The 26,748-nt window shown below is 66.0% G+C and carries 23 protein-coding genes; 15 read left to right on the forward strand and 8 right to left on the reverse strand.

Annotation, left to right across the window (positions count from 1 at the left end; genetic code table 11):
* Positions 1 to 12 precede the first annotated feature (12 nt).
* The gene (locus U5805_RS10400; RefSeq protein WP_322103392.1) at positions 13 to 1,248 is read right to left on the reverse strand and encodes an FAD/NAD(P)-binding oxidoreductase; all 1,236 of its coding nucleotides are present in this window, start codon (positions 1,246 to 1,248) and stop codon (positions 13 to 15) included.
* A 33-nt stretch (positions 1,249 to 1,281) separates the two neighbouring features.
* Positions 1,282 to 1,614, reverse strand: coding sequence for a metalloregulator ArsR/SmtB family transcription factor (locus U5805_RS10405; protein ID WP_322103393.1), 333 nt, complete (start codon positions 1,612 to 1,614; stop codon positions 1,282 to 1,284).
* Positions 1,615 to 1,711: 97 nt separating this feature from the next.
* Here U5805_RS10405 and U5805_RS10410 point away from each other — a divergent pair, with 97 nt between their 5' ends.
* The 3 genes from U5805_RS10410 (at position 1,712) to U5805_RS10420 (ending at position 3,961) form a co-directional block, all read left to right on the forward strand.
* Positions 1,712 to 2,647, forward strand: coding sequence for an MBL fold metallo-hydrolase (locus tag U5805_RS10410; protein WP_322103394.1), 936 nt, complete (start codon positions 1,712 to 1,714; stop codon positions 2,645 to 2,647).
* A 151-nt stretch (positions 2,648 to 2,798) separates the two neighbouring features.
* Positions 2,799 to 3,767 (forward strand): zinc-binding alcohol dehydrogenase family protein, encoded by a 969-nt coding sequence (locus U5805_RS10415; protein ID WP_322103395.1) that lies wholly within the window; start codon positions 2,799 to 2,801, stop codon positions 3,765 to 3,767.
* 17 nt (positions 3,768 to 3,784) lie between these two features.
* On the forward strand, positions 3,785 to 3,961 hold the full coding sequence (locus U5805_RS10420; RefSeq protein WP_322103396.1) for a DUF1427 family protein: 177 nt from the start codon (positions 3,785 to 3,787) through the stop codon (positions 3,959 to 3,961).
* 374 nt (positions 3,962 to 4,335) lie between these two features.
* On the opposite strand, the gene U5805_RS10425 is transcribed toward U5805_RS10420, so the two are convergent.
* On the reverse strand, positions 4,336 to 4,794 hold the full coding sequence (locus tag U5805_RS10425; protein ID WP_322103397.1) for a host attachment protein: 459 nt from the start codon (positions 4,792 to 4,794) through the stop codon (positions 4,336 to 4,338).
* Positions 4,795 to 5,034: 240 nt separating this feature from the next.
* Here U5805_RS10425 and U5805_RS10430 point away from each other — a divergent pair, with 240 nt between their 5' ends.
* A complete protein-coding gene (locus tag U5805_RS10430; RefSeq protein WP_322103398.1) occupies positions 5,035 to 5,667 on the forward strand; it encodes a pyridoxamine 5'-phosphate oxidase family protein in 633 nt (210 codons plus the stop codon).
* Positions 5,668 to 5,773: 106 nt separating this feature from the next.
* Here the strand turns inward: U5805_RS10430 and U5805_RS10435 are convergent, their stop codons facing one another.
* The 3 genes from U5805_RS10435 to U5805_RS10445 form a co-directional block, all read right to left on the reverse strand.
* Positions 5,774 to 5,908 (reverse strand): entericidin A/B family lipoprotein, encoded by a 135-nt coding sequence (locus U5805_RS10435; protein WP_322103399.1) that lies wholly within the window; start codon positions 5,906 to 5,908, stop codon positions 5,774 to 5,776.
* Between the two features lie 256 nt (positions 5,909 to 6,164).
* A complete protein-coding gene (locus tag U5805_RS10440; RefSeq protein ID WP_322103400.1) occupies positions 6,165 to 7,271 on the reverse strand; it encodes a glycosyltransferase in 1,107 nt (368 codons plus the stop codon).
* A 125-nt stretch (positions 7,272 to 7,396) separates the two neighbouring features.
* Positions 7,397 to 8,602 carry a calcium-binding protein gene (locus tag U5805_RS10445; RefSeq protein ID WP_322103401.1) on the reverse strand — a complete coding sequence of 402 codons (1,206 nt, stop codon included), beginning with the start codon at positions 8,600 to 8,602 and terminating at the stop codon, positions 7,397 to 7,399.
* A gap of 99 nt (positions 8,603 to 8,701) precedes the next feature.
* Here U5805_RS10445 and U5805_RS10450 point away from each other — a divergent pair, with 99 nt between their 5' ends.
* The 9 genes from U5805_RS10450 to U5805_RS10490 all read left to right on the forward strand — a co-directional run bounded on the left by U5805_RS10450 (position 8,702) and on the right by U5805_RS10490 (position 20,696).
* Positions 8,702 to 9,205, forward strand: a complete 504-nt coding sequence (locus U5805_RS10450) for a hypothetical protein (protein WP_322103402.1) — start codon at positions 8,702 to 8,704, stop codon at positions 9,203 to 9,205.
* A 289-nt stretch (positions 9,206 to 9,494) separates the two neighbouring features.
* Positions 9,495 to 10,565 (forward strand): sugar transferase, encoded by a 1,071-nt coding sequence (locus tag U5805_RS10455; RefSeq protein WP_415914573.1) that lies wholly within the window; start codon positions 9,495 to 9,497, stop codon positions 10,563 to 10,565.
* 102 nt (positions 10,566 to 10,667) lie between these two features.
* Entirely contained in the window at positions 10,668 to 11,939 is a 1,272-nt protein-coding gene (locus U5805_RS10460) for a polysaccharide biosynthesis/export family protein (protein ID WP_322103404.1), read from the forward strand.
* Between the two features lie 67 nt (positions 11,940 to 12,006).
* Entirely contained in the window at positions 12,007 to 14,253 is a 2,247-nt protein-coding gene (locus U5805_RS10465) for a polysaccharide biosynthesis tyrosine autokinase (protein ID WP_322103405.1), read from the forward strand.
* 294 nt (positions 14,254 to 14,547) lie between these two features.
* Entirely contained in the window at positions 14,548 to 15,651 is a 1,104-nt protein-coding gene (locus U5805_RS10470; protein ID WP_322103406.1) for a glycosyltransferase family 1 protein, read from the forward strand.
* On the forward strand, positions 15,639 to 16,901 hold the full coding sequence (locus tag U5805_RS10475; RefSeq protein WP_322103407.1) for a glycosyltransferase family 4 protein: 1,263 nt from the start codon (positions 15,639 to 15,641) through the stop codon (positions 16,899 to 16,901). Before U5805_RS10470 ends, U5805_RS10475 begins: the two co-directional genes overlap by 13 nt.
* A 65-nt stretch (positions 16,902 to 16,966) precedes the next feature.
* Entirely contained in the window at positions 16,967 to 18,379 is a 1,413-nt protein-coding gene (locus U5805_RS10480) for a hypothetical protein (protein ID WP_322103408.1), read from the forward strand.
* Positions 18,380 to 18,574: 195 nt separating this feature from the next.
* Positions 18,575 to 19,495, forward strand: a complete 921-nt coding sequence (locus tag U5805_RS10485; RefSeq protein ID WP_322103409.1) for a glycosyltransferase family 2 protein — start codon at positions 18,575 to 18,577, stop codon at positions 19,493 to 19,495.
* A gap of 82 nt (positions 19,496 to 19,577) precedes the next feature.
* Positions 19,578 to 20,696 (forward strand): acyltransferase, encoded by a 1,119-nt coding sequence (locus tag U5805_RS10490; protein WP_322103410.1) that lies wholly within the window; start codon positions 19,578 to 19,580, stop codon positions 20,694 to 20,696.
* Positions 20,697 to 21,297: 601 nt separating this feature from the next.
* Here the strand turns inward: U5805_RS10490 and U5805_RS10495 are convergent.
* Both U5805_RS10495 and U5805_RS10500 read right to left on the reverse strand, forming a co-directional pair.
* Complete coding sequence (locus U5805_RS10495; protein WP_322103411.1) at positions 21,298 to 22,386, reverse strand: acyltransferase; 1,089 nt, start codon at positions 22,384 to 22,386, stop codon at positions 21,298 to 21,300.
* Positions 22,387 to 22,580: 194 nt separating this feature from the next.
* Positions 22,581 to 24,059, reverse strand: a complete 1,479-nt coding sequence (locus U5805_RS10500; protein WP_322103412.1) for a flippase — start codon at positions 24,057 to 24,059, stop codon at positions 22,581 to 22,583.
* Between the two features lie 300 nt (positions 24,060 to 24,359).
* On the opposite strand from U5805_RS10500, the gene U5805_RS10505 reads away from it, so the two are divergent.
* Positions 24,360 to 25,466, forward strand: coding sequence for a glycosyltransferase family 1 protein (locus U5805_RS10505; protein ID WP_322103413.1), 1,107 nt, complete (start codon positions 24,360 to 24,362; stop codon positions 25,464 to 25,466).
* Positions 25,467 to 25,497: 31 nt separating this feature from the next.
* Positions 25,498 to 26,574 (forward strand): glycosyltransferase, encoded by a 1,077-nt coding sequence (locus U5805_RS10510; RefSeq protein WP_322103414.1) that lies wholly within the window; start codon positions 25,498 to 25,500, stop codon positions 26,572 to 26,574.
* Positions 26,575 to 26,748 lie beyond the last annotated feature (174 nt).

The raw sequence follows: 26,748 nt of genomic DNA on the forward strand, positions 1-26,748 counted from the left end.
CTGGTTAAGTGCTCAATTGCGCCCGGCGCGCGTGAGCCATTCGCGGCCCTTGAGCATGCCCCACCAGTAAAAGCTTGGCAGCACCTTCGCCTTGAGGAACCACATGAGGCGGCGCGGTTGCGTGGGATCGAGCGGGAACGTGGGCAGCAGCTTGCCGCCGTAGCCGAATTCCGCGAGCACGACCTTGCCTTTTTCCACCGTCAGCGGGCACGAGCCATAGCCGTCGTAGCGCAACGCGAGCGGCGCGCCGCGGCGCGCGGCCAGCAGATTTTCGGCGACGATCACGGCCTGCTTGCGCGCCGCCGCGCCGGTCTTGGCGTTGGGCGCCGAGCACGCGTCGCCGAGCGAGAACACGTTGGCGTGGCGCGGGTGCTGAAGCGTGGCGTGATCGACTTCGCACCAGCCGGCCGCATCCGCGAGACCGCTTTCGGCGATAAAGCCGGGCGGCGCTTGCGGCGGCACCGCGTGCAGCATGTCGAAGCGCTTTTGCACGCGCGCGACGTTGCCTTCGGCGTCCTTGACCTCGAAGGTGGCGAGCCGCGCGGGGCCGTCCACGGCAACGAGGTTCGAGGCGAACGCGAGCCTCGCGTTGTAGCGCTCGACATAGGCCATGAGCGGCGGCACGAACGTGGCCACGCCGAACAGCGCCGCGCCTTGCAGGTTGAATTCCACGTCGATGTCGTTCAGCACGCCCGCTCGCCGCCAGTGATCGCACGCGAGATACATGGCCTTTTGCGGCGCGCCCGCGCACTTGATGGGCATGGCCGGTTGCGTGAAGAGGGCGGTGCCGCGCTTCGTCTGCTGCACGAGTTGCCACGTGTACGGCGCGAGTTCGTAGCGATAATTCGACGTCACGCCGTTCTGGCCGAGCGTTTCCTGCAAACCGGCGATCTTTTCCCACGCGAGCCGCAAGCCCGGCGCGACCACGAGTTGCCGGTACGCCACGCGCTCGCCGTTTTCCAGCACCACGGCGTTGTCATCGGTCTCGATGCGCGCCGCCGCCGCGCGTATCCATTTCGCGCCCGCCGGAATCACGCTCGCCATCGGGCGGCGCGTTTTTCGCACGTCGTAGGCGCCGCCGCCCACTAGCGTCCACGCGGGCTGATAGTCGTGATGATCGGCCGGCTCGACAATGGCGAGCTTCAAACCGGGCGCGCGGCGCAAGAGGCTCGACGCGACCGAAATGCCCGCCGTGCCGCCGCCGATCACGACCACGTCCCACGCCTCTACGTTGTGCTGTGTTTGCATCGACTCGAAAACTCCAGAAAAAAGGGGTGAGCGTCAGGCCTTGGCGCGCAGGCGGCCGCAATAAAGGCTCGACAGCGTTTGCATGACCTGAATGACTTCGATGCTCGCGAGGCGGTAATAGATGTACTTGCCCTCGCGGCGGGTTTCGACGAGACCTTCCTCGCGCAGCACGCCCAGATGCTGCGAAAGACTCGGCTGATGCACGCCGACCTGGGCTTCCAGCTCGCCCACGTTGCGCTCGCCCTCGACCAGTTGGCAGAGCAGCAGCAAGCGGTCTTCGTGCGCGAGCGCCTTGAGCAGCGCACAGCATTTTTCGGCGGATTCGCGTAGCGCCGCGAGCGATTCGGGAGTGAGCGGTGAGTTCATATGTCGCGCGTCAAGCGCTTGTCACTATGTTGATAAACATTATATTCATTCGTAAATTGTGCTTCAATATCGCATCGAATTCATCAACATCGCCGCCATGTCCGAACCGCTCAGTCCAGCATCCGTCAGTTCCGAACCCGTGCGCTCCGAACCGCTCGGCTGCAATCCGCGCGTCGAGCCGTTCTTCGATCCGGTCACGTCCACGGTCACTTACGTCGTGCATGCGGGGCGCGGCACCGCCTGCGCGATCGTCGACCCCGTGCTCGACTACGACCCGAAGGCGGGCCGCACGTCCACGGCCAGCGCCGACCGCGTGATCGCTTTCGTGCGCGAGCATGCCTTGTCGGTGCAATGGCTGCTAGAGACACATGCGCACGCCGACCATCTTTCGGCCGCGCCGTATCTGAAGGCGCAACTGGGCGGCAAGATCGCCATCGGCGAGCATATCCGCACGGTGCAGGGCGTGTTTCGCGGCGTGTTCAATCTCGGCGATACGCTCGCGGCCGACGGCAGCCAGTTCGATCATCTCTTCACCGACGGCGAGACGTTCCAGGTGGGCGACCTGACGGCGCGCGCGCTGCACGTGCCGGGTCACACGCCCGCCGATCTCGCGTATCACATCGGCAATTGCGTATTCGTCGGCGACACGCTGTTCATGCCCGACGTCGGCTCGGCGCGCTGCGACTTCCCCGGCGGCGACGCGCACACGCTCTATCGCTCGGCGCGGCGGCTGCTCGATCTGCCCGGCGACACGCGGCTTTTCATCTGCCACGACTATCCGCCCGAAACGCCGCCCGACACGCGCCCGCCGCGCTTCGAAACCACGGTCGAGGAGGAGCGGCGCGGCAATATCCATTTGAACGAGCGCGTGAGCGAGGACGCTTTCGTGGCAATGCGCACGGCGCGCGACCGCACGCTCGCGATGCCGAATCTGATCCTGCCGTCGATTCAACTCAATATTCGCGCGGGACGCCTGCCCGAGCCGGAAAGCAACGGCGTGCGTTATCTCAAGATTCCGCTCGACGCGCTCTGAGGTCGGTTCGCCGATAAAAGCCCGCCGCGCCCCGGCGGGCTTGCGCGTTGGCGCGCGTTTTGTCCGAAATTCGAAAGCGTCTGTCCACTCGCCGGAACATCGGCAATCTAGACTTCCGTTCACTGTTCCATCAGATCAACGGAGTCCTGCCATGAAAGCCATCCGGTTCCAGTCCTTCGGCAAGCCCGAAGTCCTCGAATATCTCGATCTTCCCACGCCGGCCCCCGCTGCCGGCAACGCGCTCGTGAAGGTCGTGAGCGCCTCGGTGAACCCGAGCGACGTGAAGAACGTCTCCGGTCATTTCGATCACACGGTGCCGCCGCGCGTGCCGGGCCGCGACTTCAGCGGCGTCGTGGCCGTGGGGCCGGACGAGTGGCTCGGCGCCGAAGTCTGGGGCACGGGCGGCGATATCGGCTTCACGCGCGACGGCACGCACGCCGAATACGTCGAAGTGCCGGTGGCCGCGCTCGCGCGCAAGCCCGCCGCGCTCACCCATGCGCAGGCGGCTTCCATCGGCGTGAACTTCGTGGTGGCGTGGCTCGGCACCGTCGATTACGCGCGCCTGGGCGAAGGCGAAACGATTGCCGTGATCGGCGTGTCGGGCGGCGTGGGCGGTGCGGTCACGCAGATCGCCAGGGCGCGCGGCGCGCGCGTGATCGGCGTGGGACGCGACGCGCCCGTGGAAGGCTCGCCGGCCGCGCGCCTGATCGACGCCTTCGTGCCGATGGACGAGCGCACCGCCGAACGCGTGCGCGAACTCACGGACGGTGCGGGCGCGGACGTGGTGTACGACGCCGTGGGCGGCGTGGCGTTCGAGCTGGCGCTGGCGCTCGCGAAGCGGCGCGGCCGCGTGGTGGAGATCAGCGCGACGGGCAAGCGGCGCGTCGACTTCGACCTGATCGACTTCTATCACAACGAAACGCAGCTTCTGGGCGCGGACAGCGCGAAGCTGGGCGTGGCCGAATCCGCGCCGCTCATGCGCGCGATTGCCGAGGCGTTCGACGCGGGACGTTTCGAGGCGCCCGTGGTGGCCGCGCATTACCCGCTCGCGCGCGCGCGCGAAGCCTACGAGGCGGTCGCGGCGGGCACGCGCGGACGCGTCGTCATCGACATGGAATGAGCGGCGAGGAGACGGGCATGAAAGCGTATCTGGTGTCGTTCGCGGTGGGCACGCTGGTCGGGCTCATTTATCACTTCGTGCAGGTGCGCTCGCCCGCTCCGCCGACGATCGCGCTCGTCGGTCTGCTCGGCATGCTGGCGGGCGAGAACGCGATCGGATTTATCCGCGCGTGCGTCGCGCATCTGGCGGGTTGACGCGGCGGCGGCGCAACGGCGGGGATCGCGAGTGATCGGAGGCGAGGGCGGGCGATGAGGCGCGACGGCGAGCGGTCACGCCTTGCGTTAGCTAACGTTGATCGACGCAAGACACAGCCGATGGAAAGCGACGATGAGCGACGGCGAGCGACGACGAGCGACGGCCAAGCGACGACAAGCGACGACGAACGACGGGCAATCGACGGCCGCCGCAGCCGCGACGAGCGGCAAGCGACGGCAAGCGACGGCGAGCGACGGCAAGCGACGGCAAGCGACGGCGAACGACGACGAACGACGACGAACGACGGCCAATCGACGGCCAAGCGGCGGCCAAGCGCCGACAAGCGCCCTCAATCAACAGACGCCTCCGCCGCTCAAGCCTCGGCGCGCACCAGCCGCTCGGGCAGATGCGAGCGCAGCGCGCGGGCGTCGAACTGCGCGAGATCCTTGTCGAGTTCGAGCGTGACGAGCGCGCGCGTCTGCGCGTCGAGCGCCTTGCGCAGCGCGCCCAGAAACGCGGGCGGCGCGGCGATCACGAGCGTGCCGAAGCGCTGCTCGTTGCGCGCCTTTTCGAGCATTTGCGCGATCTCGCCCGCGAACACGGTGGTTTCGTGCTCGTGCGGGCTGGTGTCGGGGTCGGTGGCGCTGCGCGCGCCGCCGCCTGGGCGGTCGCCGACGCGGCCCGGCTTGTCGGTGACGAGATCCTCGTCGGGCACGCGGCCCTGCGGATGCAGCAGCGTCTCGACCTCGTCGATGGCGCCGAGCGGGCTTTCGGCGGCGAAGATGCGCGCGGTCACGCGATTGGCGACGACAATCCAGATCGTTTTCGACATGGTTCCTCCCGGGCGATTGAATGAACTCGCGCCACGCGGCGTGAGCGGCTAGCGTAGCGCGATCGCAGTGGCCCGCGCGCACAGGTGCCGCGCGCGGGCGCATTGGCAGGAACGCGCACGTGCTGCGCCTGGAAGCGGCGGCATCTTCCGTTTTTCGGGAGGATGAATCTCGTGGAAGCGCTATTTTCTTTTCAGGTGGAAAGACTAATCTGATAACTCCGGCCTTCAACGGAGTTCGCCATGACCACCCCAGCTTATCGTTACCCCAGCGACGTCGCGTTTTCGCCGGCCGTGAAGGCGATGCAGACGCGCTTCGGCTCGCGCAAACTGTACGCACGCGTGGAGCGCGAGCACGGCTGGGGCGTGGCGCTCGACCCCGAGATCGAAGCGTTCGTCGAAGCGCAGATCAGCGCATTCCTCGCGACCGCAAGCGCCGACGGCCAGCCCTATGTGCAGCATCGCGGCGGCCCGCCGGGCTTTTTGCGCGTGCTCGACGCGCGCACCATCGCGTTCGCGGATTTCATCGGCAACCAGCAATACATCACGCTCGGCAACCTGAGCGAGAATCCGCGCGCCCAATTGTTGCTCGTCGATTACGCGCGGCGGCGGCGCGTGAAGATCTGGGGACGGGCGCGCGTCGTCGACGACGATCCCGCGCTGCTCGACAAGCTGATGGCGCCCGGCTACAAGGCGCGCGCCGCGCGGGCGATCGTGTTCACCGTGGAGGCGTGGGACTTGAACTGCCCGCAGCACATTCCGCAGCGCTTCGAGGCGGCGGACGTGAAAGCGGCGCTCGACCAGCGCGACGCGCGCATTCGCGAACTGGAAGCGGAAGTGGCGCGGCTCAAGGGCGCGGGGGCGCACGCCGCGTAACCCGGCCGATGCGGGACACGACCGCTCCGGAAGCCGCCTGCCAAAGCGGCGCCCGACGAAAAAGGACGGCCGCGGCCGCCCTTTGGAACGTCAACCGGTGCGCCAGTTACTTGGCTTTTTCGGCGGTGTCCGAAATGGCGTTGCCGCCCTTCGAAATGTCCTGGCCCGCGCCCGCGACGGTATTGCACGCGGCGAGCGTCACGGCGAGGAATGCGAACGTCAACGCAAGATAACGGCTCATATCGGCTCTCCCTGAAAACGAAAGGACGAAAGAACGAAAGAACGAAAGAACGAAAGAACGAAAGAACGAAAGAACGAAAGAACGAAAGAACGAAAGAACGAAAGAACGAAAGAACGAAAGGCGCACGGGCCGGCGGCCATGCGCCTTGCGGTGCTGCGGTTGCCATGCTGCGGGGCGTGACGGCGGCGTGCGCGCGCGCCGTCAACCTTTCAATAGTAGGCGAATTTGAAAGCCGGAACGGCGGCCGCGGCGAAAATCAGCCGCGCCGGTGCGAGCGCCGCACCACGAGCCATTTGGGCGAGCGAAAGCGCACGATGCTCACGTAGAGCCACACGTAAGTGAGCGCGAACACCACGACGAAGCAGAACAGGTGCAGCGTGTGGCGCCAGAACAGCGTGGCCGGGATCACGGCGATCAGGCACAGCAGCCACAAATACGGCGACGTGAGCGAATTGCGGCGCGTGAGTTCGCGGGCGGTGCGCGCGCCCACGGCCCAGCGCATCAGCCGTTTGTAGACGAGCATGTGCAGATGCACGCCGTCGGGAATGCCGGGCGACATGCCGCGCACGAACTTTTTCCGGTAGATCGAAAAACAGGTCTCGAAGATCGGGTACATGAACAGCAGAACCGGATACCACGCGGAAACGTCGCGGTTGCGCATCACGAGCAGGATCGACAGTTCGGCGAGCATGAAGCCGATGAAGTACGCGCCGCCGTCGCCGAGAAAGATCAGGCCGGCCGGGAAATTCCACAGGAAGAAGCCCAGCACCGCGCCCATCATGATGAACGACGCCGAAAGCACGACCGGGTCGTGTACCTGGAACGCCACGTAGGCGAGCGAGGCGAACATCATGAACGCGACCATCGAAGCGAGGCCGTTGAAGCCGTCGATGATGTTGACCGCGTTGGCGAGCGCCGCGACCGCGAGCACGGTAATCACGCACGAAACGGCCGCGTACGAGAGCAGAAAGTCGAGCGCGGGCACGCTGATGCGCGTAACCGCGATGCCGAGCAGGAAATACGCGAGCGCGGCGGCCGCCATCGTGCAGATCAGGCGCACGAGCGGCGAGACCTTCTTGGTCAGATCCTCGACGAGCCCCGAGGCGAACGCCGGAATGCCGCACGCGATCACGCCCAGAATGCCGTTGGAGACGGCCGGATACGCGCCATGCAACTGCACGGCGCCCACCAGCAGCCCCGCGAGAATGCCGGTTCCGCCGATGCGCGGCACGGGCCGCGCGTGGAATTTCTGCACGCCTTCGAGATCGGAGTCGACGGAAAACCTTTCATGCAGATGCGCATAGCGCACGATCAGCAGCGTGACCAGCAAGGAGACGAGAAAGCCGAGTGCGAAACTGAGCATGAAGGGACGACCGCGACCAGAAGAGGGAATGCGCGATTATACAAAGGCGCGCACGCTCGCCCGGCGCTTCGCGTCGCTTCCCGTTGCTTCCGGTGCTTTCCCTTGCCTCGGGTCGCTTCGCCGCTTCAGGCGCGCGGCGCGGCGGCGAGCGTCACTTCGATCAGCACCGGATGGTCGGGCACGGCCACGCTCAGGCTGCGCACGTCGCGATGGTTCGAGAGCGGCGCGGCGGAAAGCATCGGATCGTAGATGTCGACGCGGCTCGCCGTTGCGCCGAAATCCACTTGCACCTGCGCGGGCGGACTTTCGAGCGGCGTGCCTTTCTCGCGATTCCAGATGGGCGTTTCGTTCCACAGCACCAGCACGAAGCGGCCGTCCTTCTTTTGCAGCAGCAGACGGTTCGCCGAGGGCGGCATGCCCGAAATCGAATACGCGAGCGTGTCCTTCGTCTCGCGATTGACGGGGCGCGCCGCGTTCGCGCCGAGCATGGCGGTGAGGTTGCGGATCGACTGGGCCACGCGCTTCGGGCTGTTGTCGATGCGGAACATGCCGTAGTGCAGCTCGTTGTTCTTGCCTTGCGGGTCGGGTTTCTCGTCGAGCAGTTCGTACACGTAGGTGCGCTTCACGCCCGCGGCCGCCGCATCCATATAACCGTTGAGCACGCCCTTCGCCTGGGTTGCCTCGTCCACGCCGAGCATGTACCAGCCCGCTTGCGGCAACGAGAAATAGCCGAACTCCGTAATCACGGCGGGCAGGCCGAACTTCCTGAACGTGGCGATGGCGGGCGCCATCCACCGGTTGCCTTCGGCGTTCCAGGTCGGCTGCTCGCCGTTTTGCGGATAGACGTGCAGGTTCACGTAATCGGCGGAATCGGCGCGCGTGGCGAGCGACTTCGGGTCGTAGCCCGTCAGGTCGTAGACGGCCACGCCCGCGAGCGCCGGCGTCGCGCGCACCTGCGTGAAGGCCGCGCGCTGCGAGGCGAGGCCGCCCGCCATGCCGGTGAGGCCGCCGTAGGTGACGGGCCAGTGGTCGATCTCGTTGTAGCCTTCGAGCGCCACGACGCTGCCCGGCGCGGCCGCGTTCAGACGTGCCGCTTCCTTCACGGAAGCCTCCACGTCCTGATGCATCACGAGATTGAACTTGATGCCGCGTTGCGCGAGAAATACGTAGCTCGAAAGCGGCGCGGCGTTGCCCGGCGTGAACTCGCGCACGTGACGAATGCCGAGCCACGCGAGATCGTCGGCAACGTTATGAAGATTCGCGTAGGCGCCGTCGAGGTAATTGATGTGCGTGTTGACGGCGAGCGTGTCGACGAAGGCGTCGGCGGGCATCGCGCGCGCGGCGTCCTCGGCACGTGCCGGAAGAATCGACGAAGCGAGCGCGAATGCGCAAAGGCTTGCCGCGAGCGCACGGCATGAACGGCGAGCGCGTTGCGAAAGGGCGGCCACGGCGTGTGGTTTAACAGCGTGCTTCATTTCGTGGTTCGTTTCGTGGTTCGCTCGGCGGTTCGCATCGCTTTTCACTTCGCCTTTTACTTCACGCTTTACGTGGCGCTTCGCATCGTCGCGCTTCACATCGAGCTTCGCATCGCACTTCACATCGAGCTTCACGCCACGCTGCGCAGCACGCTTCACGTCACGCTTCACGTCGTGCCGAGCTTCGCGCTCCACGCCATTCCCATCGTATTCCACGGCATCTTCCTCGCGTTGTGCGGCCAGCCGATTCCGGGCGCCTCGCCCATGCCGGCGTCGCGGAAACTCCCTTTCACCGCCATTCAGTCCGGCCATTCTCACGCGCGAGCGCCCGCGACGTGTGTGCGACGACGAACAGATCGCCAGGATGCGCGTCATCACACTTCGCATGGCGATGCTGCGTGCGCTTGCCCACATTCGCGCCCGCGCATGGACCCGAGCATCGCGCGATACCTCAGTTGATAAGACGTATCACGAGTAAGACGTACTGGCGCGCTTTCGCATCGGCGCGCTTTTCCGCGCATTTTTGACCTCTTTCGCAAAGCCTGGGAATGCCGACGAACGCTTTGTACAAGGGATCGCGAGAAGTTTGTGGGATTGCGCACGGACCCTTTGTTGCCTGCTTCGTAATCTGTGGACGTGGAGTTTCGAGTCGGATGGCAGCGGTGATTTTCAGCGCGGCATTCGCACTCGGCAGACAACCGCGACAACCATGAAGACCGCCGAAAGCGACACGCACTGGGGTAGGGATATGTCCGATCTAACACAGCGTGCAACCGATATCGCGCTGATCGTGCTGGGCGCCATTTGCGCCGTGCATCTGAATCTGAATTCGCAACTGGGCCAGCCTCATCATCCTGATCCTACGCTGGTGGCTTTCTGCGCAGCGCTGGCCTTGTCGGTGTTTCCCGCTTGCGGGACCTATGGATCGCGCAAGAGCCGCTCGCTCTTTCGCGTGGCGTGCCGCACGGTGGTGGCGTGGATCACCGTGCAGCTTTGCGGCCTCGTGCTGCTTTACGCGATCCATCACGATCATCTGCTGCAACTGCCGTGGTTCATCTACTGGACGCTCACCACGGGCATTTCGCTGATGGCCTCGCACACGCTCTTTTTCTCCGAGTTCAGCGTGCTGCGCCTCACGCGCGCCTGGTGGCATCGCGAGCCGCTCGACGTGAGTGAGCCGCGCAGCGCGAACGCCGTGCGTCCCGCCGTGATCGGCCATGCGCTCAAGCGCGGCTTCGACGTGGTCGCGGCGCTGTGCGCGATCGTCATTCTCTCGCCGCTGCTGATTTTCGTCGCGTTGCAGGTGCGGCGCGACGGCGGCCCGGTGCTCTACGGACACACGCGCGTCGGGCGCAACGGCAAGACCTTCAAGTGCCTCAAGTTCCGCTCGATGGTGGTGAATTCGGCGGAAGTGCTGGCCGAGCTGCTGGCCCGCGACCCCGAGGCGCGCGCCGAATGGGACCGCGAATTCAAGCTCAAGAACGACGTGCGCGTGACGCCGATCGGCCGCTTCCTGCGCAAGTCGAGTCTCGACGAACTGCCGCAGCTCTGGAACGTGCTGCGCGGCGAGATGAGCTTCGTCGGCCCGCGCCCGATCATCGACCAGGAACTGGAGCGCTACGGCGAAGCCAGCAAGTACTACCTGATGGCGACGCCGGGCATCACCGGGCTCTGGCAGGTGAGCGGGCGCAACGACATCGACTACGCGACGCGCGTGACGCTCGACGTGTCGTACGTGATGAACTGGACCTTCCGCCGCGACATGGGAATTCTCTTCAAGACTTTCTTCGTGGTGATTCGGGGTAACGGCGCGTACTGAGCGGCACGCATGCGCCCTGGCAGATTCTGTATCCGCGCCACACGCTATGGCGCGGAACGCCTGTAACACGGGATGGGGGTTATGGCTATGGATACGAATACGATGGACGCAAGACACCACGCGCCGGACCGGGCGGCGCAAGAAGGCGTGCGCGGGCACGCCATGATTCGCCGTGCGCGGCGCGCGGCCGCGGCGCTCGCGTGCGCGGCGCTGGCGGGCTTGAGCGGCTGCGCGCTCGCGCCCGGCATGAGCTTCGCGCCGCCGGGCGGCAGCAGCAACAACAACGCCCATGTGGCCAACGCGAACGCGGCTGCGGTGTCGAGCGCGGCGGACGGCTCGGGCGCGGTGCCCGACAGTCTCGCGGCGAAGGGCTACGGCGCCCCCAACGGGCAGCTCGTGGAGATCACGGGCGAGCTAGTGGCGAAGGAGCGGGAGGCGCGGCCGACCGGCATTTCGCCCGAGATCCGCAAGCTGTTCGGCACGCCCGCGCCGTACCAGATCGGCCCCGGCGACATTCTCAGCATCGTGGTCTGGGATCACCCGGAACTGAACATGCCGTCGATGGACGCCACCGGCCAGACCGATCAGCAGTCGGGCGCGACGTCGGTTTCGTCGGGCTACACCGTCGACACCAACGGCTTCATCCAGTACGCCTATATCGGCCCGCTGAAGGTCGAAGGGCTTTCGGAGATGGGCGTGCGCGACGTGCTCGCGGACAAGCTCGCGAAGTACGTGCGCCAGCCGCAGGTGACGGTGCGCATCGTCACGTACCGCAGCAAGCGCGTGTACATGGACGGCGAAGTGAAGACGCCCGGCGTGGAAGTGCTCAACGACCGGCCGATGACGCTGCCCGAGGCGATCAACCGCGCGGGCGGCTTCACGAGCACCGCCGACCGCTCGCAGGTCGCGGTGACGCGCGGCGACAGCACGGTGGTGATCGACATGCCGGAGATGATCCGCAAGGGCTTCAACCCCGACCGCATCATCCTGCACGACGGCGATCTCGTGCGCGTGTTCGCGCAGGCGGACAGCAAGGTATTCGTGGTGGGCGAGGTGGAGCGCCCCGGCGGCGTGATGTTCAACAACGGCCGCATGACGCTGAACCAGGCGCTCGGCAACGCGGGCGGCATCAGCCAGGCGTCGGGCGACGCTTCGCAGGTCTATGTCGTGCGCGGGCGCGACACCGCCAAGCCGACCGTGTTCCATCTGGACGCGAGCAGCGCTTCCGCGATGGCCACCGCCGATTCGTTCGAGCTCAAGCCCAACGACGTCGTATTCGTCGATACGTCCTCCCTCGTCAAATGGAGCCGTGTCATCAGCCTGATCCTGCCCACGACCCAGGCGGCGGCCGCGAGCCGCGCGGTCGGATATTGAGCGCTTGACGAGCCACAAAAACATCAGCCGCACGGCGCGGCGCGACCACACTTAGCGAGAGGACAAGATGAAGCACCGCGAATATTTGCTCGAGGGGCCGGCGGAGACGGTGATACCGCTTGCGCCCGTGTCCGAGGGCGGACACATGGGCAACCTGCTCGACACGCTCTACGCGGGCCGCAAGACCATCATGATCGCCACGGCCGTGGCGACCCTGATCGGCGTGATGTATGCGGGGCTCGCGCATCCGGTCTACGAATCGGACATGCTGATCCAGGTCGAGGAAAGCCCGAATCCCGCCAAGACCGCGCTCGCCGATCTCTCCTCGCAGTTCGCCATCAAGACCGAGGCGACTGCGGAAATGGAAGTGCTGCGCTCGCGCCTCGTGGTGTCGTCGGCGGTGAACGCGACCAAGCTCTACATTCGCACGGCGCCGCGCTATTTTCCGGTGGTCGGCCGCTGGGCCGCGCACCATCTCGGCCTCGCGGGCTGGTCGGGCAAGGGCGGCTACGCGTGGGGCGACGAAGCCATCGACGTCACGCAGTTCGACGTGCCCGACCGCCTGCACGGCAAGCCGTTCGTGCTCACCTGGCACGGCGAGGGCGCGTACACGGTGGAAGGCAACGGCCTGAAGTTCGACGGCCGCGTGGGCGAGATGCTGCACGAGCCGGTCACGGGCGGCTCGATCGACCTGCTCGTGAATCATGTCGATGCCCAGCCGGGCGTGCGCTTCGATATCGGGCGCGACTCGGAACTGAGCGCGATCCAGGGGCTGCAAGCCTCGTTGATGATCTCCGAAAAAGGTAAGGAATCCGATGTGATCGGCGTGGCGCTCGACGGCGCCGATCCGGTGCTGACGGCCACCATTCTCAACGCCATCGGCAACGAATACGTGCGCCAGAACGCGCAGCGCACGCAGGAAGAAGCGGAAAAGTCGATCGCGTTTCTCGACCAGCAGCTGCCGGTGCTCAAGGCGCAACTGGACAAGGCCGAAAACGAGTACAACGCGTTTCGCTCGGCGCACGGCGCGGTCGATCTGGGCGCCGAGGCGGCGGCGCTGTTGCAGAGTTCGTCGACGGCGCAGCAGCGCATTGCCGAATTGCGCCAGCAGCGCGCGCAGTTGATGGCGCGCTTCACGCCCGACAACCCCGCGCTCGTGGCCGTGGACGGCGAACTCGACGAAGCGCAGAAGGCGCTCGCGCAGCTTTCCGCGCAAACGCGCGCGCTGCCGCCCATCGAGCAAGGGCTCGTGCGGCTGCAACGCGAAGTGACGGTCGACACCAACATCTACACGAACCTGCTCAACAACCGCGAACAACTGCGGCTGCTCAAGGCGGGCCGCGTGTCGAACGTGCGCATGATCGACGCCGCCGTGCCGCCCGAAAGCCCGGTGCGGCCCAAGCGCGCCGTGCTGGTGGTGGCCGCGTTCTTCACGGGCCTTTTCGCCGGCGTCGGCATCGTGCTGCTGCGCCAGCGCATGAATCGCGGCGTGACGCTCGTCGACGAAATCGAAACCGGCACCGGCCTCGCCGTGTTCGCCGCGGTGCCGCGCAGCCGCATCCAGCAGAACATGACGCGCCGCCTGCCGCAGCAGGCGCCGGGCACGAAGACGGTGCTCGCGCATACCGCCGTGTTCGACGCGGCGGTGGAAAGCCTGCGCAGCTTCCGCAGCGCGCTCGAGCATTCGCTTCAGGACGCCGAAAATCGCGTGGTGCTGCTCGCCGGCCCGACGCCGATGGTGGGCAAGTCGTTCGTCTCGGTCAATCTCGCGGCGGTGTTCGGCGCGGCGGGCAAGCGCGTGCTGCTGATCGACGCCGACCTGCGGCGCGGCACGCTCAACCGCCACGTGAGCGTGCCCAGCGCGCCGGGCGTGACCGACATCGTGGCCTGCGAGCACGGATACGAGGAAGTGGTGCATCAGGACGTGATGCCGGGCGTGGATTTCGTGGCGACGGGCGGCTACGTGATGAACGCGAGCGAGCTGCTGCGCGCGCATACGTTCTCCGATTTCGTCGAGTGGGCCAACGCCAACTACGACCTCGTGCTGATCGACGCGCCGCCGGTGCTGCCGGTCGCGGACGCGGGCATCGTCGGCAAGCTGGCCGGCACGGTGTTCATGATCGCGCGCCAGGGCTCCACGAGCGTGGCCGAGCTGCGCGAATCGGTGCGCCGCTTCGAGCAGGTCGGCGTGCCGATTCGCGGCGTGATCTTCAACGACATGACCTCGCGCCCCGGCCGCTACGGCAGCGACTATGCGGCCTACGGCTATTCGAGCTACGGGTTCGCCAAGGACGCGAGGATGGCCGAGCACTGAGCGCCGCGAGCCGCGCATCCGGTCAGGTTTGCCGGATGGAAACAGCTCGAACCGGAAGCCGTTACGCGGTCCTGCGCGTAACGGCTTTTGCCTTTTCCGGGTTTCGTTTTTCGCGCGCGTTCGCCCGCGCGCACGCGATCGAAAACCCGCGCGCAACTTGATATGGCATGAGCGAAGGCGAACATTCGCTCCCGCGAAGATCGCCCACACTCGGCGTCATACGAATCGCCGTTGCGCGGCCGCCCGAATGCGAACCGATAAGGCCCGTCGCAAGCGATGCCCTGAACCCTTTCGATGACACACGTGCAAGCTCCCAACCTGCTGATCAATGGCCGCTTCCTCGGCCGCCGCGCGACGGGCGTCGACCGCTTCGCGTTCGAGACGATCCGCGCGCTCGATCAACTCATCGAGTTGCGCGATCCGCTCGCTGCCGGTCTGCGCACCGAGATCGTCGTGCCCGAAGCGATGGCCGCGATCGCGAATCCGTTCCGCCATATCGGCCTGCGCGCGAGCGGCAAGGGCGGCGGCGTGCGCTGGGAACAGCTCGCGTTGCCGCAGGCCGCGCGCGGCCGCTTGCTGCTGAACCTGTGCAACTCCGGCCCGCTCATGTATCGCCGCCAGGTGACGGTGCTGCACGACGCCGCGCCCACGCGCGTGCCCGACAGCTACAGCCGCTCGTTCGTCGCCTGGTATCGGCTGATGGCGCCGCAGCTCGGCCGCGTTTCGCAGCGCGTGATTACGGTTTCGGAATTTTCGCGCCGCGAATTGAGCGACGCGTACCGCATTCCGCAGCGCAAGATCGGCGTGGTCCCGGAGAGCGGCGAGCATATGCTGCGCGTGGCGGCCGACGACGACGCCATCGCGCCCAGGCTCAACGGCCGCCCGTTCGTGCTCGCGGTCGGCAGCCTCAACCGGCACAAGAATTTTCGGCTGGTGGCCGACGCCGCGCGTTTGATCGGCAACGCGCAGTTCGACATCGTGGTGGTGGGCGGCGGCGACGCGCGCGTGTACGGCTCGGGCCAGGACGCGCTGCCCGCGTTCGTGAAGCACCTCGGCTATGTGAGCGACGGCGAGCTGGCCGCGCTGTACCGGCGCGCCGCGTGTTTCGTGTATCCGTCGCGCTACGAGGGCTTCGGCTTGCCGCCCGTGGAGGCGCTGGCCCTGGGCTGCCCCGTGATCGCCTCGCGCCTGCCGGCCGTGCAGGAAGCGTGCGGCGACGCCGCGCTCTACACCTCGCCCGACGATCCCGCCGAGCTTGCGCAACTGCTTCAGAACATCACCGCCGACGCCGCCTTGCGCGCGCGCCAGCGCGAGCGTGGCCGCGCACGCACCGAGGAACTCACCTGGCGCGCGACCGCTGCCAGGCTGATCGAGGAGATCTCGCCGTGGCTAATGTAACGCTCGCACCCGTTCCCCCTTCGTTCGACACGCGCCGCTTCGGACGCGTGGCGGTGGTGCACGAATGGCTCGCCACGTATGCGGGATCGGAGAAAGTCGTCGAGCAGATCCTGCAACTGTTCCCCGACGCCGATCTCTACAGCGTGGTCGATTTTTTCCCCGACGAGCAGCGCGGCGTGCTGGGCGGCAAACGCGCGCGAACCTCGTTCATCCAGCATCTGCCGCGCGCGCGCACCTCGTTTCGCGCGTATCTGCCGCTCATGCCGCTCGCGATCGAACAGTTCGATCTCTCGGGCTACGACCTCGTGATTTCGTCGAATCATGCGGTGGCCAAGGGCGTGCTGACCGGGCCGCATCAAGTCCACGTGAGCTACGTGCATTCGCCGATCCGCTACGCGTGGGACTTGCAGCATCAATATCTGGCCGAAGCGGGCATGCGGCGCGGCCCGAAAAGCTGGATCGTGCGCGCGCTGCTGCACTACATGCGCATCTGGGACCAGCGCACGGCGCACGGCGTGGACGCGTTCATCGCCAACTCGGCGTTCGTGGGGCGGCGCATCCACAAGGCGTATGGCAGCGACGCGACCGTGGTGTACCCGCCCGTCGACGTCGAGCGGTTCCAGCTTGGCCAGGAACGCGAGGACGTGTATCTGATCGCGTCGCGCATGGTGCCGTACAAGCGCATTCCGCTGATCGTGGAAGCCTTCGCGAAGATGCCGTCGCGCCGGCTCGTGGTGATCGGCGACGGCCCCGATTTCGCGCGCTGCAAGGCCCTTGCCACGCCCAACGTGACGCTGCTCGGCTTTCAGTCCGACGCGGTGCTGGTGGACTGGATGCAGCGCGCGCGCGCGTTCGTGTTCGCGGCCGAAGAGGACTTCGGCATTTCGGTGGTCGAGGCGCAGGCGTGCGGCACGCCCGTGGTCGCGCTCGGGCGCGGCGGCGTGCGCGAGATCGTCGTCGAGTCCGCCGATCCCGAGCGCGCGACCGGGCTCTTTTTCCACGAGCAGAGCGTGGAGGCCATTGTCGATGCGGTGGAGCGCTTCGAAGCGGCGCCGCCGTTGCGGCCCGAAGTGTGCCGCCGCAACGCGCTGCGCTTCACGGCCGAGCGCTTCAAGCGCGAGTTCATGGGCGTGGTCGAGCGCGCCGTGGCGATGAGCCGCGAGCCCGTCGATATTGCCGACGCCGCTTCCGTCCATGCCGCCGTGAACGCCGAAGCCGAGCCGGAGGTCCGCCGCTGGCGTTCCGCGTGATTTCAGGCGGACCACAAACGTTTTAGCGAGCCGCCTTCGCAGGACCGTGCGGGGAGCGGCTGGGGGTGAAGCAAGTGCAACTGTCACTATTCGGCGTGCTCGTGTTCGTCATCGGACTCGCCACGCTCTATACGTCGTATCGCGGCGCGGTGTACGCGATGGCGGCGTGCTGCCTGTTCGGCGCGACGCTCGCATTGGGTCTTGGCGGCATCGGCGTCATGCCCGCGCAGCTTTTTCTCGCGTTCTTCGCGATACGCGCGTTCAATCTCGCGGGCGGCAAGCGCATCGGCGACGCGTTCGCGCTCGACAAGCCGGGCTTCTGGCTGCTCTGCACCTGCGTGTGGGGCGTGTTCGGCGCGATCGTGCTGCCGCGGCTGCTGCGCGGCTCGACGCTCGTGTTTCCCGTCGATCACGACCTGGGCGGCACGGCGCTGCTTCAGCCGCTCGGCCCCGTTTCAGGCAATCTCTCGCAGGCGTTCTATTGCGTCGGCGACGTGGTGGTGTACGCGTGCATGTATGCGCTGCTCAAGTATCGCGGCGCCTATCGCGCGCTCGCGAGCGGCATGCTCCTGCTCACGCTGCTCGACGTGGCGGCCGGCGTGATCGACATCGGCACGCACGCCGTGGGGCTCGACGTGATGTCGGTCATCAAGACCGCGCAATACGCCGACCTGAGCGGCGAGGAAATGGGCGGCCTCGTGCGCATCACGGGCACCTTCCCGGAAACGTCGGCGTTTTCCACCTTCACGCTGCCGCTGTTCGTGTTCTGCCTCAACCTCTGGCTGGTCGGCTACCGGCCCAGGCTTTCCGGCGCGCTCGCGGCGGCGGCCGGCACGCTGCTGCTGCTGTCCACCTCGGGCACGGCCTACGTGGGCCTTAGCGCGTATATGTTCGTGCAACTCTTCAGCCGGCCGGGGCGCGTCTCGTCCGACGCCGGCGCGCGCAAGCGCCGCCTGTGGATCATTGCCGCGTGCGCGGGCCTGCTCGGCTCGCTCTACGTCGTGCTGTTCCTGCCCGTGGTGGCGAACGTGCTCACCGATTTCGTCAACGCCACCGTGTTCGGCAAAGCCGACAGTTCCTCGGGCGTCGAACGCATGAGCTGGAACATGCAGGGCGTGACCAATTTCATGGACACCTACGGCATCGGCGTGGGCCTCGGCAGCATTCGCACCTCGAGCTTTCTCGTGGTGCTGATCGCGAATCTCGGCGTCGTGGGCGTGGTCTGCTATGCGCTTTTCATCGGCAAGTCGCTGTTCACGCCCGTGGCCGCGCATTACCCGCTCACGGAGCGCGCCGTGTGCCATGCCGCGCGGCACGCGATGATCGCCACGCTCATCGTGGCGTCGATCTCGGCGGGCGTGTTCGAGCTGGGCTCGTGCTTCTATCTGTTCGCGGCGGCGGCGGGAGCGCTGCCTTCGCGCGCGCCGCGCCGGGCCGTGTCGCGCGAAGTGTGGGTGCCGCAAGGCGTGAAGGAATGACGCCTCCCGCGCGCGCGCCGGATGGGTTCGATGCCGCGTTCGTGTTTGCGTGCGCGTGCGTGGGGCAGGCAGCATTCATTCGTCTGCCGTATCGGTAGGATCGGCCGTATCAACACGATGCTTTTCCCGGCGCGGCTCGTTCCGGTTCGCGGGAAAAGGCAAGGGATGGATTCGAGTCTCTGTTCGCGAGTGACCATGACCATAGAACAACATCTGGAACAACATCTGCCGTTGACCGAAAAACAACCTAAAGTCTGCGTGATCTTTCCCACGCGCGGCCGCGCCGCCGTGCTCGAACGCGTGGTGGCGTTCGTCGACACGCAGACCGTCAAGCCGGACCTCGTCATCGTCTCGTGCGTGAGCGACGAGGACGTGGGCAACCTCGCGAGCCGGCCGGGACTGCGCGTCATCATGGGCCAGCCGGGCAGCACGGTGCAGCGCAATCACGCGCTCGACCAGGTGCCCGAGGACTTCGACGTGGTGATCATCCTCGACGACGACTTCCTCATGCATCCCACGTGGATCGCGCAAGTGCTGCGCGCCTTCGACACCGATCCGGCCATTGCCTGCGTGACGGGCACCGTGATCGCCGACGGCATTCACGGCCCCGGCTATTCGTTCGAGGAAGGCTGCGCGATTCTCGCGCGCACGCACGAGGTGCCGAAGCATTTGAACGTGGCGCCGACGGGCGGCCCGTACGGCTGCAACATGGCGTTTCGCGCGAGCGCGATCGTCGACATCCGGTTCGACGAGCGCCTCGTGCTGTACGGCTGGCAGGAAGACCGCGACTTCGGCGGCCAGATCTGGAATCGCGGCTATCGCGTCGTGCGCATCAACACGGCGCTCGGCGTGCATCTGGGCGTGAAGCGCGGGCGCGTGTCGGGCCGCAAGCTCGGCTATTCGCAGGTCATCAATCCGCTCTATCTCGTCAGCAAGAAAACCATGCCGATGCGCGACGCGCTCGATCACGTCATGCGCAACGTGGCGAGCAATGTGGTGAGGAGTTTCGCGCCGGAGCCATGGGTCGACCGGCGCGGGCGGCTGGGCGGCAACCTTATCGGCCTGTGGGATTTCGTGCGCGGCAGGCTCACGCCCGAGCGCGCGGCGCGGCTTTGAACAGCGGCGATTTCGCATGGATGACTCGCGCGGACGCGTTCGCGCGAACGATCGCCGGTCATCGGATTCGAGGGGCAATGCAATGAAAAGACTGGATTCGATTCAGGCGCTGCGCGCGGTCGCGGCCTTGCTCGTCATGATCTGCCATGCGGCGACGGAAGTGGACGCGGGCGCGTCGGCTTCCGCGTCCAACCTCTGGCTGCTCGTGAACGCGAAAGGGCAGTTCGGCGTGGACATCTTCTTCGTCGTCAGCGGCTTCGTGATGATGTACATCATCTCGGGCCAGCGCGCGGGCGGCGCCGGCGCCACGACCAGCGCCACGTGGTTCATCAGCGAGCGCATCGTGCGCGTCGTGCCGCTCTATTGGGTCGTCACGCTGCTTTCGGTGGCCATCGGCCTCGTGGTGCCCGCGCTCAAGCACAAGAGCTTCGTCACGCTGCCCTACGTGCTGCGCTCGCTCGCGTTCCTGCCGTCCACCAATCCGGCGACCGGTGCGCCCGAGCCGGTGCTCGGGCTCGGCTGGACGCTGAACTACGAAATGTTCTTCTACGTGGTGATTTCCGTGGTGCTGCTGCTCGGCATCCGCCGCGTCTATCTCGCGCTGGTGGCGATCTTCGCGGCGCTCGTCGCGGCGGGCGCGTGGCTGCATCCCGAGACCATCGTGCTGAAAAGCTGGACGCACACGATCATTCTCGAATTCATGTTCGGCGCGTTGTTCGCGCAGTTGCGCATCTCGGGATTTCGCCTCGGCTTGCCCGCGCAGATCGTGTTGTTCGCGGCGGGCGTGGCGGGCTGGCTTTTCACGGGGTTGCCCATTCACGGCGAGTTCGACCTGCGCGGCCTCGTTTGGGGACCGCCCGCCGCGCTGATTTTCGCGGGCGTGGTGCTGGGCCGACGCGAGGCCGCTTATCCTAAGCTGCTGCTGCTGATCGGCGATGCCTCGTACAGCCTGTATCTCACGCATCTTTTCGTGATGCGCGCGACCTCGATCGCGGTGAATCATTTGCCGGTGGGCGCGGCGTGGCGGCCGGCGGTGTTTTTCGCGGTGTTCGTTCCGGTTGCGGTGGGCGTTTCCATACTGTCTTATCGCAAGTTCGAGGTGCCGACCATGCGCCTGGGGCGCCGCATGCTGCGCGCGTGGCTCAGCAAGCCGGAGCGGGTGGAAAGCGCGGCGCCCGTCACGCCGCAAGCGGGAACGTGAGGCGAGTGCGGGATGGCTGGCGATGAAGAACGGGCGTAGTCGCCCGTTTTTCTTTTTGCGGCGTGGCGGCTGTGGAAGCGGGTGGGATTGGGGTAGCTTGCGTTGGAAGCGTTGGACGAGTCGTTTGCGGGGGTGGCGGGCTTTGCGCTGCTGTCGCTGATGAGGTTGTTATCGTTGCTGGAGCGGGTTGAGCGGGGTGAGCGGGTTGCACCGCTAATGCCGCTAATGCCGCTAACGCTAATGCCGCTAATGCCGATTACGCTAACGCCGATTACGCCGATTACGCCGATTACGCCGATTACGCCGATTACGCCGATTACGCCGCTAACGCCGCTAACGCCGCTAACGCCGCTAGTGCCGATTACGCTGGTTATCCCGACTACACGGCTAACGTCGATTGCGTCCCTAACGTCGATTACGGCACTCACACTGCTGCGCCGCTATTGCCGCTAAGGCGAAACGCGCGATACGCCACTATCGCCGCTAACAAAAGTCACGACGCTCATGGGGCGCCTATGCGCACGCCGCTATCGCCACTATTGCCGCCATCGCCACCACCGCCACCAGCGCCAACCTCACCACCCCTCCCGCGTCCGCGCCCTCAATGCGCCTTTTGTTCGAGCGGCCCATTGTGCTGCGGCGCTTCGCTGCCGGCGATGGCGGCCTGCGCCGAAGCCCGCGCGGGGCGCTTGAGCCAGCGCCGCAACGCCGTGCGCGCCTGCGCATGCAGCGGTGCGTCGACGAACCGGTACATCGCGCCGCCCACGGCAATGGCCGCGGCGACGATGAACGCGGCGCCCAGCGGCGCCGTGGCATCGAAACCGTCCACCATCTTCGGCAGAAACCGGCGCGCGGCTTCGACGCAATACGGATGGCTCAAATAAATCGCGTAGCTCGCATCGCCGACGAACACGAAACCGCGCGTGAGCGGCCCGTTGCCGAGCGACGCTTCGAGGCTCAGCGCGGCCATCACCATGAGGAACGCCGGGATGCCGAAGCACAGCAACGGAAAATCCGCGATCGCGTTCCAGTCCACATAAGCCATGCACGCATAAGCAAGCACGGCGACGCCGGCCGCGAGTGCCGGCGGCAGGCGAAAACCCTGGCGCCACAGCCGCCATGCGATAAAGCCGAGCGGAAACTCGAAGATGCGTTGCGACGAATAGAACGCCGAAAGCGCATCGCCCGCGTTGAATGCGCGCGCCGCGCAAAAGATCGCCGCGAGCAGCGCGGCGGCGAACAGCAGGCGGTAGCGGCGCATGAGAACGAGCGAGAGCGCGGCCACGAGATAAAACATCATTTCGTAGTTGAGCGTCCAGCCCACGAACAGCATGGGAAAGAGTTCGCCGCTTTCCTTGCGATACGGAACGAAGAATAGCGAGCGCAGCAGATTGCCGAAGTCGGCCGTGGTCGAATTGAAAAGCGCCGGCGCGACGAGCGTGCCCGCGAATACGCAGCACGTGAGCAGCCAATAGAGCGGCACGATGCGCGCGATGCGATCGGCGAGAAAACGGCCCACGCTCAGCTCGCGGCTGTCGAGCACGAGCGCGATCACGAAGCCGCTCAGCACGAAGAAGATGTCGACGCCGAACTGACCGAAGGTGTGCGCCGTGTTGACGAGAATATGAAAGACGATGACCGTGGTGGCCGCAATGGCGCGCAACACGGTAAGGGAACGGAGCTTGTTCATGTCTGGCGCGGTCTCACGCGCAATGTCACGCGTAGTGTCACGGTTGGAAAATGTCGACCGGCGCCCGCCTGCATCGCCGTGGTCAATCCGACATCGCGTAGCGGATGAAGTTCACGCCGCTGTGGGCGATTGATTCGGATTCCTTCATGAATCGCGATGATGGTGGCTGGCGAAAGCGGTCGCGCGCGGCCGCGTCATTGGCTTTGCGCCCAGCGCCGCGTGTAGTTGCGCATCGACGCCAGCATGTCGCGCACGCGCGCCGCCGCGGCCGGTTCGGCGCGTGCGCTCCACGCGAGCGAAAGCGCCGTCGTGCCGAGGCATGCCGCGATGCTCTGCCACGAAAGCGGCGCGAACGCGAGCGTGGCGGCGAACGCGGCGCACAGGATCAGCGCGGGCGCGGCCAGCATGCGCACGGGCCGCGCATCGAGGCGCGCGACGTAGATGAGCAGCACGCCGTCGACGAGACAGCGCGCGCTCCACGCAATGGCCGCGCCGAACACGCCGAAGCACTGCATCATCCACCACAGGAACGCAAAGAACGGCAACATCTCGTAGGTTTGAAATCGCGCGACGATGCCGGGGCGTCCCGTGGCTTGCAGATGGCAGGTCGGGATCATCGCGATCGAATTGATCCAGATTCCGAGCAGGATCGTCTCGCCGACCGAAGCGGCCCGCGCGGCGAATTCGGCGCCCAGCCACAGCGTGAGAAACGGCTGCATGAGGAAGATGCCGAACACCATCATCGGCGTGAGTCCGGCGGCAAGACTGCGCATGGCATTGGCCGAAAGCGTGGCGGCGCTCGCGGCGTCGAGCGACGAAAGGCGCGGGAACAGCGCGCGCGCGATCACGGCGGGAAAGAGCCGCACGCGCCCCGCGAGGTTGAACGGCACCTGATAGTACGTGACGGCCTGCGGCCCGAGCGCATGGCCGATCATCAGACGGTCGGCGGTTTCGAGCAGCGGCTGCGCGAGCGTCGTCACGCTGATCCATGCGCCGTACGAAAATAGCGGGCGCACCAGCGCGCGGCGCGGGCCGCCGGAGAAGTTGAGCGGAAAGACGCGCCAGACGACGAGCGCCGTGAGCGTGAGCGCCGCGATGCCGGCCACGAGCGTGCCGCACACGAGATAGAAGAGATTCGGCCCGAAGAGGAGCGCCGCGCCGAGCGGCACGAGCTGATACATGAGCGTGACGGGAAACGACACCGCGTTGAGCGTGCCGAAGCGCTCGCGGCCGATCAACGTGCCGTTCAGCACGCTGATGAGATTCGAGAGCGGCACGAGGCACGCCACCAAGGGAAGCGCGGGCAGCAGCTCGGTGCGCAGCGACGCGCCCATGTCGAAGTACGCGAGCAAGACGTGCATGACGGCAAACAGCGCGACGCCGCCCGCGAGACCGAGCGCGGCGTTGAGGATCAACGCGGTCCACAGCACGGATTCGCGCTCGCCGTGCGGCGCCTCGCCAAGTTGCGCGATGCGGTTGGACGTGGCCGAGGACAGCCCCAGATCGAGAAAGCCGAAATAGCCTTGCACCATCCAGACGATCGCGAGCACGCCATAGCGCGCCGCACCGATATGGTGAAGGTAAATGGGCGTGGTCGCGAAGGCGACCAGCATGGGCAGAAAGCCACCGATGAAGTTGAACGTGGCGCTGCGTTTCAGGCTGGGTCTGGTCATGAGAAGGTCCGGTGCGCGTCACGGACATTCTGGCGGAGGCGGCCTGGCGTGTTTGTGCGTCGGCGAACGCTGGGCGGGTGCCTTAATTACCTGATTTGACGGCGCTTTCGGATTCCTTCGGCAATTCGTGCCGAAACGCCGTGACGCGCTGCGGCAGGCGCGGTTCGCGTCATCGCGCCTTTATCCGTTTCGTACCGCTTCGTACCGTTTCGTACCTTTCGTACGTTAGGCAGCAGTGCCGCGCTCGTCGAGCCGCTACCGTAGCGAGACGATTGAAGCGTGGGTATGCGGAAAAAAGCCATGAAAACGGTCGCATCGAAGACGATAGCGTTCAACGGGAAATTTTTCGGCGCGGCGCCGACGGGCGTACACAGGGTTGCCGAGCAACTCATGGCCGCCACTGACACGCTGCTCGCCGCGCGCGCCGCCGACGGCATGGACTATGCCGTGATGGTGAGGGAATGCGTGGAAATTCCGCCTTTCCGCGCGATTTCGTGCATTCGCGAAGATCCCAAGGTGCGCAAGATGCACCGCATCGCGTGGGAGCAGATCTATTTTCCGCTGGCGCGCAGAAAGGATTTCATCCTCAATCTCTGCAATCTCGGCCCGCTGTTTCATCGCAATTCCGCCACGATGATTCACGACGCCCAGGTGTATTCCGCGCCGGAATCCTACTCGCTGCCGTTTCGGCTCTGGTACAAGTTTCTGTTCTTTTTTATCGGCAAGCGGCACAAGGTCATCTTCACGGTTTCGGAATTCTCGAAGCAGGAACTCGTGCGTTACGGCATTGCGCCCGCCGACAAGATCGTCGTCGTGCATAACGGTTGCGATCATGTCTTGCAGATCCGCCCCGACAGCCGGCAGCTTTCGGTCTTGAACCTCGTGCCCGGGCGCTACGTGCTCGCGCTCGCGAATACGCAGAAGCACAAGAATATCGGCGTGCTGTTCGAGGCTTTCGCGGGCGCGGAACTCGCGCAGGTCGAACTCGTGCTGTTCGGCGGCGCGACGCGGGCCGACTTCGAAGCGCTCGGGCACGTCGTGCCGCCGAACGTGCGCTTTGCCGGCCGTATCGGCGATCCCGAACTGGTCGGGCTGATGGCCGATGCGGGCGCGCTCGCGTTTCCGTCGCTGACCGAAGGATTCGGCTTGCCGCCGCTGGAAGCGATGGCGCTGGGCTGCCCCGTCGTGGCCGCGCCGTTCGGCGCGCTGCCGGAGGTGTGCGGCAACGCGGCGCTGTATGCGGACCCGTTCAGCCCGCCGGCGTGGCGCGCGAATATTCTCACGGCGCTCGACGACGAAGCCGCGCGGCAAAGCCTGATTGCCGCGGGGCGAAGGCAGGCCGCCGAATTCACCTGGAAACAGGCGGCGCGCAGCCTGTGCGAAGCGGTCCGGGCCGTGACCGGTTGATTCCTTCAAGAAAGAGAGCTGGGGTTAGGCAATGTCGATCGACGTGGATTTCTCGCTGGCGCTGAACGATCGCACCGGCAAGCTGTTTTTGGGCAAGGATATTATTTCGACGCTCGGCAGCCGCGTATCGCGCGTGCGCTACGGCCGATTCCACGAGTTTCCGCGCCACGACTTCATGCGCCGCGTCGTGGGGCGGCTCACGCACAAGGAAACGCTCGCGCGCGTCTACCGCTCGCGCGCGGCGTCGCTGCTGCCCGTGATCCGCAATCCGCGTCCCACGCTGCATCTCGACCCGCTCAGCGTCGTGCGTCACCGGCTGGAGGCGCGCGACATCGTGCTCTGTCACGACGTGGGGCCGATCACGCATCCGCAATACTTCGCGCCCGGCGTGAAGGACATGTATGTGCTCGCCTATGCGCAAATCCAGCGCATCAAGCCGCACATGGTGTTCGTGAGCAAGACCTCGCAGCAGGAATTTCACAAGCTCTACGGCGACGATTTCGCTTCGTCGAGCGTCATCTACATTCCAACCCGGCTTGGCGTGAAGGAAGGCGAGGGGCGCCGCGTCGAAGGCATTGCCGCGCCGTTCTTTCTCACCGTGGGAAGCGTGGGCGACCGCAAGAATCAGGTGCGCTGCATCGAGGCATTCGCGGCGAGCCGGCTCGCCGAACAAGGCTGGCAATACGTGATCGTCGGCGGACGCGAGCCGGGTGCCGACGCCGCCATCGAACTGGCGAAGCAAACGCCCGGCGTCGTCATGCCGGGCTATACGAGCGACGAAGAACTGCGCTGGCTGTATCGCAACGCAGCGGGTTTTGTCCTGATGAGTCTGCTGGAAGGATTCGGCATGCCGGTGATCGAGGCCATCGAGTATGACTTGCCCTGTCTCGTTTCGAGTTCGAGCATCTTGACGGAAATCGGCGGCGATTCGATGCTCGGCGCCGATCCGCTCGAGGTGCCGTCGATCATTGCGGGCCTGCATGCGCTGGCGGCGATGCCCGGCGACCAGCGCGCGATCAGGAATGCGCAGGCGCGCGCGCATCTGCGCACGTTCGAGCGCGAATCCATTCTGGCGAGCTGGCGTGCGCTCGTCGAAAAGATCGGTTGAATGCCGTGAAGGGGCGGCTAAAAAGCCGCTTCGGCATCGGCCGATTTATACAGAAATTCCTTAACAGGATAGGGCGAGCCGAATAGCGGAGTAGGTTCGCCAACGCACATTGAGACCTTTCGCGGCGCAGTAGCCTGAACCCAGCGTTCATGGCGCGAGCTGCCCACGAGCGCC

This window comes from Paraburkholderia sp. J41 (genome assembly GCF_905220235.1).
Classification (GTDB): domain Bacteria; phylum Pseudomonadota; class Gammaproteobacteria; order Burkholderiales; family Burkholderiaceae; genus Paraburkholderia.